The sequence below is a fragment of the Planococcus sp. 11815 genome (assembly GCF_051096385.1).
Lineage (GTDB): Bacteria > Bacillota > Bacilli > Bacillales_A > Planococcaceae > Planococcus > Planococcus citreus.
The window spans coordinates 1,469,567-1,481,671 of record NZ_CP096991.1; the positions used below are offsets into that span (position 1 = coordinate 1,469,567).

The 12,105-nt window shown below is 48.9% G+C and carries 14 protein-coding genes; 13 read left to right on the forward strand and 1 reads right to left on the reverse strand.

Features of this window, described 5'->3' with window-relative positions:
* Positions 1–165 precede the first annotated feature (165 nt).
* The 10 genes from alaS (at position 166) to mtnN (ending at position 8,976) form a co-directional block, all read left to right on the forward strand.
* A complete protein-coding gene (alaS, locus tag M1Q06_RS07470; RefSeq protein ID WP_434402566.1) occupies positions 166–2,790 on the forward strand; it encodes an alanine--tRNA ligase in 2,625 nt (874 codons plus the stop codon).
* 87 nt (positions 2,791–2,877) lie between these two features.
* Positions 2,878–3,144 (forward strand): IreB family regulatory phosphoprotein, encoded by a 267-nt coding sequence (locus tag M1Q06_RS07475; RefSeq protein WP_058383651.1) that lies wholly within the window; start codon positions 2,878–2,880, stop codon positions 3,142–3,144.
* A 2-nt stretch (positions 3,145–3,146) separates the two neighbouring features.
* Entirely contained in the window at positions 3,147–3,563 is a 417-nt protein-coding gene (gene ruvX / locus M1Q06_RS07480) for a Holliday junction resolvase RuvX (protein WP_068461903.1), read from the forward strand.
* Positions 3,564–3,576: 13 nt separating this feature from the next.
* Positions 3,577–3,885 (forward strand): DUF1292 domain-containing protein, encoded by a 309-nt coding sequence (locus tag M1Q06_RS07485; protein ID WP_058380964.1) that lies wholly within the window; start codon positions 3,577–3,579, stop codon positions 3,883–3,885.
* 93 nt (positions 3,886–3,978) lie between these two features.
* Entirely contained in the window at positions 3,979–5,103 is a 1,125-nt protein-coding gene (gene mltG / locus M1Q06_RS07490; protein WP_434402569.1) for an endolytic transglycosylase MltG, read from the forward strand.
* A gap of 477 nt (positions 5,104–5,580) precedes the next feature.
* Entirely contained in the window at positions 5,581–6,186 is a 606-nt protein-coding gene (locus M1Q06_RS07495) for an O-methyltransferase (RefSeq protein WP_434402571.1), read from the forward strand.
* 27 nt (positions 6,187–6,213) lie between these two features.
* The gene (udk, locus tag M1Q06_RS07500; RefSeq protein WP_121300070.1) at positions 6,214–6,837 is read left to right on the forward strand and encodes a uridine kinase; all 624 of its coding nucleotides are present in this window, start codon (positions 6,214–6,216) and stop codon (positions 6,835–6,837) included.
* Positions 6,838–6,918: 81 nt separating this feature from the next.
* Positions 6,919–7,395 (forward strand): transcription elongation factor GreA, encoded by a 477-nt coding sequence (gene greA, locus M1Q06_RS07505; RefSeq protein ID WP_121300068.1) that lies wholly within the window; start codon positions 6,919–6,921, stop codon positions 7,393–7,395.
* A 120-nt stretch (positions 7,396–7,515) separates the two neighbouring features.
* A complete protein-coding gene (locus M1Q06_RS07510; protein ID WP_434402574.1) occupies positions 7,516–8,223 on the forward strand; it encodes a YrrS family protein in 708 nt (235 codons plus the stop codon).
* A 48-nt stretch (positions 8,224–8,271) separates the two neighbouring features.
* A complete protein-coding gene (gene mtnN, locus M1Q06_RS07515; RefSeq protein WP_101190192.1) occupies positions 8,272–8,976 on the forward strand; it encodes a 5'-methylthioadenosine/S-adenosylhomocysteine nucleosidase in 705 nt (234 codons plus the stop codon).
* 55 nt (positions 8,977–9,031) lie between these two features.
* Here the strand turns inward: mtnN and pssA are convergent, their stop codons facing one another.
* A complete protein-coding gene (gene pssA / locus M1Q06_RS07520; RefSeq protein ID WP_421958184.1) occupies positions 9,032–9,553 on the reverse strand; it encodes a CDP-diacylglycerol--serine O-phosphatidyltransferase in 522 nt (173 codons plus the stop codon).
* Positions 9,554–9,661: 108 nt separating this feature from the next.
* Here pssA and M1Q06_RS07525 point away from each other — a divergent pair, with 108 nt between their 5' ends.
* From M1Q06_RS07525 to yqeH, 3 genes are read left to right on the forward strand one after another with little or no spacing between them, the layout of a single operon-like run.
* Positions 9,662–10,435 (forward strand): phosphatidylserine decarboxylase, encoded by a 774-nt coding sequence (locus tag M1Q06_RS07525; RefSeq protein WP_434402576.1) that lies wholly within the window; start codon positions 9,662–9,664, stop codon positions 10,433–10,435.
* A 31-nt stretch (positions 10,436–10,466) separates the two neighbouring features.
* The gene (locus M1Q06_RS07530; protein ID WP_418054976.1) at positions 10,467–10,997 is read left to right on the forward strand and encodes a YqeG family HAD IIIA-type phosphatase; all 531 of its coding nucleotides are present in this window, start codon (positions 10,467–10,469) and stop codon (positions 10,995–10,997) included.
* A complete protein-coding gene (gene yqeH, locus M1Q06_RS07535; RefSeq protein ID WP_058380955.1) occupies positions 10,994–12,097 on the forward strand; it encodes a ribosome biogenesis GTPase YqeH in 1,104 nt (367 codons plus the stop codon). The genes M1Q06_RS07530 and yqeH overlap by 4 nt, the downstream gene beginning before the upstream one ends.
* Positions 12,098–12,105: the final 8 nt, after the last annotated feature.

Genomic DNA, 12,105 nt, shown 5'->3' on the forward strand with positions numbered 1-12,105 from the left:
AACGCTACTCCCGAGTGCAGCTAATCACTGCCGTCCCGCCGCGTTAAGGCGCTTGAGAGACACAGGATATTTTTCCTGTGTAACCAGGGTGGTACCGCGAATCGAGCCTTCGTCCCTTTTTATTAGGGGATGAAGGCTTTTTATTATGCAGAAGGAGGAATTTTGATGAAGAATTTGAAAGCTGAAGAAATCAGAAAGCTCTATCTCGACTTTTTTAAAGAAAAAGACCACGATGTGGAACCGAGCGCGCCGCTTGTGCCGTTTGAAGACCCGTCGCTATTGTGGATCAATAGCGGTGTCGCAACCTTGAAGAAATATTTTGACGGTCGCGTCATCCCGGAAAATCCACGCATCGTCAACGCGCAGAAATCGATCCGCACTAACGATATCGAAAATGTTGGCAAGACTGCGCGTCACCATACATTCTTCGAAATGCTCGGCAACTTCTCTATCGGTGAATATTTTAAAACAGAAGCAATTCATTGGGCATGGGAATTCCTGACAGACGACAGATGGATCGGATTCGATGCCGACAAGTTGTCGGTGACGATCCACCCGGAAGACGAGGAAGCTTATGCCATCTGGCTCAACGAAGTCGGCGTGCCGGCTGAACGCATCATCCGCCTGGAAGGGAACTTCTGGGATATCGGCGAAGGCCCGAGCGGACCGAACTCCGAAATCTTCTACGACCGCGGCGAGAGCTACGGCAATGACCCTGAAGACCCTGAATTGTACCCGGGCGGCGAGAATGAGCGCTACTTAGAAATCTGGAACTTGGTGTTCTCACAGTTCAACCACAATCCGGACCATACGTACACGCCGCTGCCGAAACAGAATATCGATACCGGAATGGGCTTGGAACGCATGGCTTCAGTTGTGCAAGACGTGCCGACCAACTATGATACGGATTTGTTCGTGCCGATCATCGAGAAGACGGCGGAAATTTCCGGCAAATCCTACGGCGAAAGCCAGGAGCAGGACATGGCATTCAAAGTCATCGCTGACCATGTGCGCACCGTCGCATTTGCCATCGGAGACGGCGCGTTGCCATCAAACGAAGGCCGCGGCTATGTGCTGCGCCGCTTGTTGCGCCGTGCGGTCCGTTATTCGAAGAAACTCGGCATCGAAAAACCGTTCATGTATCAGCTCGTGCCGGTTGTCGGCGAAATCATGCAGAGCTTCTACCCAGAGGTCAAAGACAAGGAAGATTTCATTGTCCGCGTCATGAAACTCGAAGAAGAACGTTTCCTCGAAACCTTGCATGACGGGTTGGAGATCTTGTCTACGGTTGCCGAAAAGCAAAAACAGGCCGGCCATAGCGAAATCCCAGGTGAAGATGTGTTCCGTCTGTATGATACGTACGGCTTCCCGGTGGAGTTGACGGAAGAATATGCAGAAGATGTAGAAATGACTGTCGACCATGCAGGATTTGAGCGTGCGATGAACGAACAGCGTGAACGTGCAAGAAACGCACGCCAAAACGTCAATTCCATGCAGACGCAATCCGAAGTGCTCGGCAATATTAAAGAAGAAAGCGAATTTATCGGCTATACGCATACAGTTGCGGACGCTGAAATTGTCGCTATCGTCAAAGACGGGGAATTGGTTGACAGCGTACAAGAAGGCGAAGAAGTGCAGCTGGTGTTGGACCGAACGCCATTTTATGCAGAGAGCGGCGGTCAGATCGCCGATAAAGGAACTTTGACGAATGATTTGGTGTCAGCTTCCGTACTCGATGTGAAAAAAGCGCCGAACGGCCAGAACTTGCATAATGTGCGGGTTGATTCCGGCGAATTGACGAAAACGGCTGTCAAAGCGAAAGTCGATGCATCCGAGCGCCGACATACAATCAAGAACCATACGGCGACCCACCTCTTGCACCAGGCATTGAAAGATGTCCTCGGTACGCACGTCAACCAAGCTGGATCGTACGTCGGCCCAGACCGGCTGCGCTTCGACTTCTCCCATTTCGGCCAAGTGACGAAAGAAGAACTGGCGACGATCGAGCAGGCAGTCAATGAAAAAATCTGGGAAGGCATCGAAGTCGAATCTGGCTACCACAACTTGCAGGAAGCGAAAGATATGGGCGCGATGGCCCTATTCGGCGAAAAATACGGCGATGTCGTACGAGTTGTCGCCATCAGCGATTACTCGCTCGAATTGTGTGGCGGGATCCACGTGGCGAACACATCCGAAATCGGCGTCTTTAAAATCGTCTCGGAAGGCGGCATCGGTGCTGGCGTACGCCGCATCGAAGCTTTGACCGGAAAAGGCGCTTATGTGAACATGAAGCAAAGCGAGAAAACTTTGGACGAGGCAGCTTCTTTATTGAAAGCAAACCCACGCGATCTCGTGCAAAAAGTCGAAACCACACAAGCCGATATCAAAGCGTTGCAGCGCGAAAACGAATCGCTGTTACAGAAAATCGCCAATGCCCAGTCTGGTGAATTGCTGGAGTCGGCAAGAAAAGTTGGAGATGTGACAGTATTGTCCGCAAAAGTTCAAGCAAAAGACAATAATCAGCTGCGCCAGATGGTCGATGACCTGAAAGCGAAATTCGAACAGGCGGTTATCGTCCTAGGCGCGAGCGACGGCGACAAGGTCATGCTTGCAGCAGGCGTATCGAAAAACATTGCCGGCAAGGATTACCACGCTGGCAATATCGTCAAAGCTGTCGCGGAACAATGCGGCGGCAAAGGCGGCGGGCGTCCGGACATGGCGATGGCCGGGGCGAAAAATCCAGAGCAATTGGATGCAGCGCTCGAATCGGTCTACACTTTAGTCAAATAGGTTTAACAAATCCGCGCTTTCAGTTATAATGTTATTCAGCAAGAGGAACGAATTGCCAATACACATTCCGAAAGTGAGGTGCTTGTCGTGAGCTCATTTGATCGCACGATGAAATTCGATTCATCCGATGAATCGATGGAGCAGGACGTAAAGCAGGTCATGCTGCAAGTCCATGCTGCTCTAGAAGAAAAAGGCTACAACCCGATCAATCAGATCGTCGGGTATCTACTTTCAGGTGATCCAGCTTATATCCCTCGCCACCAGGATGCCCGGAACATGATCCGGAAACTGGAGCGGGATGAAATTTTGGAAGAACTGGTGAAGTTCTATATCAAAAAGAATAACGAGGAATAATTATGCGAACAATGGGATTGGATGTCGGCTCTAAAACGATCGGAGTGGCGATCAGCGATGCACTTGGCTGGACAGCCCAGGGCATCGAAACCGTCAAAATCGACGAGGCGAACGGCCAGTTTGGGCTTGAGCGCCTTGGTGAATTGATTAAGGAATACAAAGTAACGGAAGCGGTCGTGGGCTATCCAAAGAACATGAACAACTCAATCGGGCCACGGGCCGAAGCTTCCGAAAAGTTTGCAGCATTGCTAAAAGAAGGATATGATATACCGGTAGTGCTTTGGGATGAAAGGCTGACGACAATGGCAGCAGAGAAAATGCTGATTTCTGCCGATGTCAGCCGGAAAAACCGCAAAAAAGTAATCGACAAGATGGCCGCAGTAATGATTTTGCAAGGCTATCTTGATTCAAAAAAATGATGAGGTGACACAAATGGAACATGGTCAAGAGCATATTACAGTGGTGGACGAGCACGGGAACGAGCAATTATTCGAAGTGTTGTTCACATTTGAATCGGAAGATTTCGGAAAATCATACGTCTTGTACTTCCCGGTAGGGGCAGATGAGGACGAAGAAGGCGAGATCGAAATCCACGCATCTTCTTTCACTGAAAACCTGGATTCTGATGAGAAAGTTTCCGGCGGCGAACTTCGCCCGGTAGAAACGGAAGAAGAATGGGACATGATCGAAGAAATGCTCAATACTTTCCTTGAGGAAGAAGAAGAAAACGAAGAGCAATAACCATAAGGGGGGACGGAATTGAACCTTGATTCCGTTCCTTTCGTTTGAATCGCCTTCTGTTTTGGAGAGATGAATAGCTGAGGGGGAACACCCGTGGAAAAGCAGTCAAAAAAAGATGTCATGTTCGACAGGATGAAGGAAAAGAAAAAAGAAGTGAGAGTCGTGCGGCGCATTGTGCTGATCGTGGCGCTCGTCCTTCTTGTGGTCGTCGCAGTGGCCGGTTGGCAAGCTTATAGCTATGTCACGGACGCGCTCGAGCCAGTCGATCCGGATTCAGAGGAAGTCATCGATGTCGAAGTGCCGATCGGTTCGAACCTGGACAGCATTGCCGCATTGCTTGAAGAGAATGGCGTCATAAAAGATGCCAGAATTTACAAGTATTACGTCAAGTTCAAAAATGAATCGGAATTCCAAGCAGGCAATTATGGCTTGACCCAATCGATGACATTGGACGAAATTACGCAAAGTTTGAAAACTGGGAAAGTTTACCACGAACCTTTGTATACGATCAATGTGCCTGAAGGCTTGACCTTGGAAGAGATTGCCGAGCGTGTGATTGCTGAAAAAACGGATTACACAGCAGAGCAATTTATGGAACAAGTGCAGGATGAAGCCTATATCGATGAATTGATGGTCAAATATCCTGATTTATTGACAGAGGAAATCAAAGGCGAGAATGTCAGATATGCGCTTGAAGGCTATCTGTTCCCTGCGACTTACCCAATCTATGAGGAAAGTCCTTCGCTTACTGTATTGATTGAGCAAATGCTCGATGCCACAAAAGCGAATATCGAACCATATCAAAGCGTCTTGCAGGAACAGGAAAAATCGCCTCATTGGCTATTGACCTTTGCTTCACTCCTGGAAGAGGAGGCGACAGCGAAGTCAGATCGCCAAACCATCGCGAGCGTGTTCTACAATCGCATAGACCAAGATATGCCGCTTCAGACAGACCCGACCGTCATTTATGCGATGGGCGAGCATAAGGATCGCTTGTTCAACTCAGATTACGAGTTCGAGGATCCTTACAGCACCTATACGAATAAAGGCTTGCCGCCTGGGCCAATCGCCGCTGCCGGCGCATCATCCATTGAAGCGGTGCTCGACCCGAACCAAACGGAATATCTGTACTTCCTGGCTGACTCAGAAGGCAATAACTACTTCTCGACCAGCTACGAACAGCATTTAGAATACCGCGATGAACATATCGGAAATTGATAAATATAATTTGACCTAGAGAATGAGTAAGTGAGAATAAATCGTTCCAGGCGGACGCTTTCCGCGGGCATGGCTTGAGCCTCCTCGGTCGCTGCGCTTCCTGCGGGGTCTCAAGACTCATGTCGCTCCGTCGCGGTGCTCCGTCACTGCTCCCGCAGGAGTCGCCGCCTTCCACTCTTTAGTGTATTTTATTCGAGAGATATGGAGCAAAACAGCGCAGACTCCTTGGGGAGCAGAAACGGAGGGGGCTTTCCAACTCCGTTTCGACGAAGTGCTGAAATCCATTCGGGCGTCTAGCCCGAATTAGTTCAGCGCGAGCCCCCAGGAAAGCCAGCTGTTTTGCGGAATATCGTTTTAATAAGATTTTAATTACAAAATCATTAGTTCAATTTGTATAAGAAGGAAGGGAGCGTCCGTTTCCCTTCTTCTTTTCTGTTCAATTGAAGGATTAGAGCATGAAAGGAGCGGACATCCACAATGCCCGGTACAACAATAGAAGCTTTATTCGAAACAATGCGCTCTTACGCCGCAGAACATCATGTGCCGATCATGGAAGAGCAGGGCATCGGGGAGCTGTTGGAATTATTGCAGCAGCAAAAGCCGCAGCGTTTGCTTGAACTGGGAACGGCTATCGGTTATTCAGCACTGCGGATGGCGGATGCCTTGCCTGGCGTCAGCATCGACACGATTGAACGGGACGAAGGACGCCACAGCAAGGCGCTTGGATTCATCCAGGAATCGGGGCTCGAAGGGCGTGTGCAGGCTATCTGTGCTGATGCGCTCGAACTGGATATTGCCGAATTGACCCCGTTTTACGATGCCATATTTATCGACGCAGCCAAAGGGCAGTATGAGCGTTTCTTCAATAAATACGAAAGTTTGCTGTCTCCAGGCGGCATCATTTATTGCGATAATATGTCGATGCATGGCATGACAGAACAACCAATTAAAGAAGTGCCGAGACGCAAACGCACCATGATCCGCAACATCCGCTCATTCCGTGAAACCATGGACGGGCACCCCGGCTTCGACTGCAAGCTTTTGCCAGTCGGCGACGGGCTTCTCGTCTGCAAGAAAAAATGAAAATCGAAACACAAGGAGTTAACGTATATGTCTAAAAACAGACCGGTCGTCATCGGCATCGCTGGCGGTTCAGGATCAGGCAAGACCAGTGTCACCAATTCCATCTATGAAGTCTTCAAAGAACATTCCGTGGTGGTCATCGAGCAGGATTACTATTACAAAGACCAAAGCCATCTCGCGTTTGAAGAGCGACTTGAGACCAACTATGATCATCCGCTCGCTTTCGATACAGATCTATTGATCAAACATGTCAACGAGTTGCTTGAACGGCGTGCGATCGAAAAGCCGATTTATAATTACGCTTTGCATACCCGTGCAGAAGAAAGTATTGTGATCGACCCGAAAGATGTTATCATACTTGAAGGCATCCTGGTCTTGGAAGATGAGCGACTGCGTGAGTTGATGGACATTAAGCTATTTGTCGATACCGATGCGGACCTTCGCATCATCCGCCGCTTGATGCGCGACATCAATGAGCGCGGCCGTACGATCGACTCGGTCATCGAGCAATATTTGACGGTCGTCCGCCCGATGCACAATCAATTCATCGAGCCGACGAAGCGCTATGCAGACGTCATTATCCCGGAAGGCGGCCAAAACGAAGTCGCAATTGATCTAATGGTTACAAAAATTAAAACAATTCTTGAATAGATTGGAAATTTATAATAGAATGATACGAGACTGACGGGTGTTAGCGCATCCATAGTCAGCAGTTGAAGGAGTGGGAAGAGTATGGCAAACGATAAACAATTTCCGATGACAGCTGCCGGAAAGCAGAAGTTGGAAGATGAACTGGATTATTTGAAAACGGTCAAACGCAAAGAAGTGGTGGAACGCATTAAAGTCGCAAGAAGCTTCGGGGACTTGTCCGAGAACTCCGAATATGATTCCGCCAAGGAAGACCAAGCCTTTGTTGAAGGGCGTATTTCTACATTGGAATCCATGATCCGCAATGCGGTAATTATAAATGAAGAGGAAGCCGGCAACGATGTCGTGCGCCTCGGGAAAACAGTTACGTTTATGGAAATTCCAGACGGCGAAGAAGAAGCCTATACAATCGTCGGTTCTGCAGAAGCTGACCCGTTGGAAGGGCGTATTTCGAACGACTCGCCAATCGCCAAAAGCATGCTTGGCCGCACTGTTGGCGACCGTGTGAAAGTATTGACGCCAGGCGGGGAAATGGAAGTCAAGATCGTTTCGATCGGTTGATGCACCCAGCCATTCCTTTGGGAGTGGCTGTTTTTTTGATGGATGAAACAAAACTTTAGTTGAAACGTCAAATTTGTCATGGGCTAAATATGATAAAATAACAGTAAAGGGGGGCATTGCATGTCTAACGAAGAAAAATCTTATCCCTCTCGTTTGAATAAGAATAAGAACAATAAAAATCGTTCGAATTCCATCCTGAATATCATGATCGCTTTAGTATTTACTTTGGTGGTTATCATCGGGGCGACATTGCTATTCGGAGGCGGCGACGATTCAGCAGATCCTGAATCCGCAGAAACCACGCCGGAAACAGAGAGCCAAACGAGCGGCGATGACGATCCGCAAGTGACAGCAGAAGAAAATGACCTCGAGGCTGAAGAGAAAGCTGAAGAGGAAGCCAAGGCTGAAGAAGAAGCTGCAGCCAAAAAAGAAGCTGAAGAAAAAGAAAAAGAAGAAGAGGAAGAAGAAACCAAAGGCGGTACCATTACACGTGAAGAGTCCAACGACCCGATCGTCAGTGAAACCATCGTCAACACCAGCTGGGAGCCTGTCGGCACAAGCCAGAGCGGCGACCATGTTTCTTCATACCAGAAAAACTCGGTTGATTGGAACGAAAAAATTGAAGCGGTCACTTATGCTACCGGTTTGTCCCAGAATGATATGTATGTCATGATGGTCCAAAATGGCGGCGGTCCGCAAAAATCCATCGCGACAGTCCAGTCGAAAGACCAATCCGAGAAGTATCGCGTTTACCTTGAATGGGTAGACGGTGAAGGTTGGAAGCCTGAGAAAATGGATGTACTTAAAACGCTGGACGGCGCCTATTAACAGGGCGCCGTTTTTCCGGCGTAATCATGGATGCAAGGAGCGGATACAATGAGAATCGGTGTAATTGGCGCAATGGAAGAAGAAGTAGAGTTGTTGCGCAATCAATTAGCGAACACATCTGTCCGTGAAATCGCCAATAGCGAATTCACGACCGGTACATATAAAGGGCAAGAACTCATTTTGCTAAAAAGCGGCATCGGTAAAGTCAATGCGGCGATGACAACCACGATCCTGATGCAGGAGTTCAAGCCGGATCTCGTCTTGAATATTGGGTCTGCCGGCGGCTTTGATGAAGAACTCGAAGTCGGCGCAGTGGTCATTTCGGATGAAGTGCGCCATCACGATGTCGACGCGACAGTGTTCGGCTATGAGCTCGGGCAAGTGCCGCAAATGCCGGCTGCCTATATCGCCAATAAGGAATTGATCGAACTGGCGGTCCAAGCTGTCGATGAGATCGGTGAACACCAACATGCCGTCGGGCTTATTGCAACAGGCGACTCGTTCATGAGCGATCCCGAACGTGTGGCATTAGTGAAACAGCAGTTTCCAGAGATGAAAGCAGCGGAAATGGAAGCGGCTGCCGTCGCGCAAGTCTGTTTCCAATACGATACGGCGTTTGTCGTCATCCGCGCCTTGTCGGATATCGCCGGCAAGGAATCCTCGGTCTCGTTCGATGAATTCCTCCCGGTTGCGGCCAAGCACTCGACGGAAATTGTCTTGCGCGTCATCGAAAAGATGCTCCAGCGCATATAAAAGAAACTTCATCCCAAAACAAGCAAAAAAGCTGAGGGCATCAAGCCCTCAGCTTTTATACTTTCCGTAATGAAAACGTGCTGATCATCAATAGTGAAGAGATCAATAGAATGAACATATAGACAGCGGGGGACCAATGGCCGAACCCGAAATATGACAAAGTTAGCACAGTTCCGGCAGCGGTGATCGGCAAGCCGGTGAAATAACCATTTGATTCGGTGATGTTAAAGCGTGCCAAGCGGAAGGCGCCGCATGAAATATAGATAACGGTGAACACCATGCCGGCCAGCCCGAAATCCTGTAAAGCGAGCTGATGGATCAGCAATGCCGGTGCCACGCCGAACGAAATGATATCCCCCATGGAATCCAATTGTTTGCCGAGTTCGGATTCCTGATCGTACTTTCTCGCGACCATGCCGTCAAAACGATCCAAAAATGCAGCGATAAAAATAAACAGCACACTATAACTGTAGTATTCGTTCAAAGTCGCCATTAATGAGGCGCCGCCGAACACCATATTGCCGATTGTCAATGTGTTGGCTGCCTGGCTTTTCAGCCGTTTAATGGTGTGGTCCATTTTGTCGATCAATATCAATGCAAGCGCTCCTTTTTTCGATAGGCTTTCATCAATTATACTGCGAATCGACAAAAAATGGTAGACTATTTTAACGACGGAGGTGCAAGCATGAAAAAACGCCTATACCAATCGATGATCGAATTGGGCAATGGAAAAACAAGTTCTGCTGCGCTGAAGCGCTTTGCCCAATCAGCTATCAGCCAAAAGCTTATTCCTGGATTCATCAATGCTTATAAAATTGAACTCGGCGATATCGAGCGGCCGAGCGGCGAATACACGAGCTTGCATGACTTTTTTACGCGCAGTTTAAAAGCAGATGCACGCCCTGTTGCCGATGCCGCACTGGTTTCTCCAGTCGACGGGCGCCTCGAAATCCATGGCGCTATTCAAGGCGACAGCCGGTTCAAGGTCAAAGGCATCAATTATTCACTAACTGAACTGCTCGGCAGCGAGCAATCGGCGAAGCGCTATGCAAATGGCCAATATGCGATCCTTTATTTGTCGCCGGCAGATTACCACCGCATTCACAGCCCGGTAGACGGCGAAGTCGTGAAGCAATATATGCTCGGCGAAAAATCCTACCCGGTCAATCGGCTTGGGCTGACTTACGGCAAATCACCGATCAGCGGCAACCGCCGGCTCATTACTGAACTCGACACGCCGCATGGCCGCGTATTGGTCGTGAAAGTCGGTGCAATGTATGTCAACTCCATCGAATTGACGGAGTTCGGAAGCGAATGGAAAAAAGGCCGGGAAGTCGCTTATTTCAGCTTTGGTTCGACGGTCGCTTTATTCTTTGAAGGCGGGCATCTTCAATTTGATGCGAAAATCCATGACAGCGACCGGGTCAAGGTGGGAGAACCCCTTGCATATATGGTATAATCAATGAACTTAAGTCCCTAGAAAACAGGAGTTGTTATGTGTGTATCGATATTTTATTCCAAGGCAATACGTTAAAGAAGTTTTTGACATTACACCTGAGTCATTGAAAGAAAAAGGGGTGCTCGGAATCATTACCGACCTGGACAACACATTGGTCGAATGGGACCGTCCTGAAGCGACGCCGCGCCTTATCGAATGGCTGAAATCGATGAAAGATGCCGGAATTCAAGTAGTCATCGTGTCCAATAATAATGAAATGCGCGTGAAGTCGTTTGCAGACCCGCTTGGCATTCCATTTATTTATCAGGCGAGAAAGCCGATGGGCAAAGCGTTCCGCAAAGCGCTGAAAATCATGAGCGTCAAGCGCGAACAAGTCGTCGTCATCGGCGACCAGATGTTGACCGACATTTTTGGCGGCAACCGCAATAAGCTTCATACGATCCTGGTGTTGCCGGTCGCGCAATCGGACGGCTTCTTTACGCGTTTTAACCGGATGGTCGAGCGCCGGATCATGAAGAGATTGAAGGAAAAAGGACAATTGATGTGGGAGGAAGAAAATTGACAGAAATGCCATATTGCATCGGTTGCGGTGTACAGATCCAAACAGAACGGAAAGACGATATCGGCTACGCGCCTCCGTCTTCACTCGATAAAGAAGAAATCATCTGCCAGCGTTGCTTCCGGTTGAAAAACTATAACGAATTGCAGCCGGTTTCCTTAACGGATGACGATTTCCTGCGTATTTTGAACGGCCTTGGGGAACGGAAAGGGCTGATCGTGAAAATCGTCGACATTTTCGACTTTAACGGTAGCTGGCTTCCGGGCTTGCACCGCTTTGTCGGAAACAACCCGATTTTGCTGATCGCCAACAAAGCGGACTTGCTCCCGAAATCGGTCAAAGAGAAAAAATTGATCAATTGGATGAAGCAGGAGTCGCGTAAATTGGGCTTGAACCCGATCGACATTTTAGCCGTTTCCGCCCATAAAGGAACCGGCGTCGCAGAAGCGATGGATGCGATTGAACAATACCGTGACGGTGGCGATGTATATGTCGTTGGCTGTACGAATGTCGGGAAATCGACATTCATCAACCGTGTTATCAAACAGGCGACAGGCGAAGGGGATGTCATCACGACATCTCATTTCCCTGGCACGACGCTTGATATGATCGGCATCCCGCTTGATGATGAGCGATCGTTATTCGATACGCCGGGCATCATCAACCATCATCAGCTAGCGCATCATTTGCACACGGAAGACCTGAAGGCGATCATGCCGAAAAAAGAGATCAAGCCGCGTGTTTTCCAACTGAATCCTGAACAGACATTATTCATCGGCGGGTTGGCGCGTTTTGATTTCATCAGCGGCAAACGTTCATCGTTCACGGTGCATGCCGCTAATTCACTGAATATCCACCGGACCAAATTGGATAACGCAGATGATTTATATGAACAGCACCTGGGCGGCATGCTTGCCCCGCCATCTGCTGAATATAAAGAAGATTTCCCTGAATTGGTGCGCCATGAATTCCGCATCAAAGAAGGCAAGACAGACATCGTCTTTTCCGGGCTCGGCTGGATCACAGTCCAGCATGATGACGTGACGATCGCAGCCCACGCACCAAAAGGGGTAGAAGTCATCGTCCGCCCGTCGCTTATATAGGAGGTTTT

Excerpts from the sequence above, each read along its gene's own strand:
- alaS (WP_434402566.1), top strand. The coding sequence starts at position 166 with ATGAAGAATTTGAAAGCTGAAGAAATCAGAAAGCTCTATCTCGACTTT.
- ruvX (WP_068461903.1), top strand. The coding sequence starts at position 3,147 with ATGCGAACAATGGGATTGGATGTCGGCTCTAAAACGATCGGAGTGGCG.
- M1Q06_RS07485 (WP_058380964.1), top strand. The coding sequence starts at position 3,577 with ATGGAACATGGTCAAGAGCATATTACAGTGGTGGACGAGCACGGGAAC.
- M1Q06_RS07495 (WP_434402571.1), top strand. The coding sequence starts at position 5,581 with ATGCCCGGTACAACAATAGAAGCTTTATTCGAAACAATGCGCTCTTAC.
- udk (WP_121300070.1), top strand. The coding sequence starts at position 6,214 with ATGTCTAAAAACAGACCGGTCGTCATCGGCATCGCTGGCGGTTCAGGA.
- greA (WP_121300068.1), top strand. The coding sequence starts at position 6,919 with ATGGCAAACGATAAACAATTTCCGATGACAGCTGCCGGAAAGCAGAAG.
- M1Q06_RS07510 (WP_434402574.1), top strand. The coding sequence starts at position 7,516 with ATGTCTAACGAAGAAAAATCTTATCCCTCTCGTTTGAATAAGAATAAG.
- mtnN (WP_101190192.1), top strand. The coding sequence starts at position 8,272 with ATGAGAATCGGTGTAATTGGCGCAATGGAAGAAGAAGTAGAGTTGTTG.
- pssA (WP_421958184.1), bottom strand. The coding sequence starts at position 9,553 with ATGGACCACACCATTAAACGGCTGAAAAGCCAGGCAGCCAACACATTG.
- M1Q06_RS07525 (WP_434402576.1), top strand. The coding sequence starts at position 9,662 with ATGAAAAAACGCCTATACCAATCGATGATCGAATTGGGCAATGGAAAA.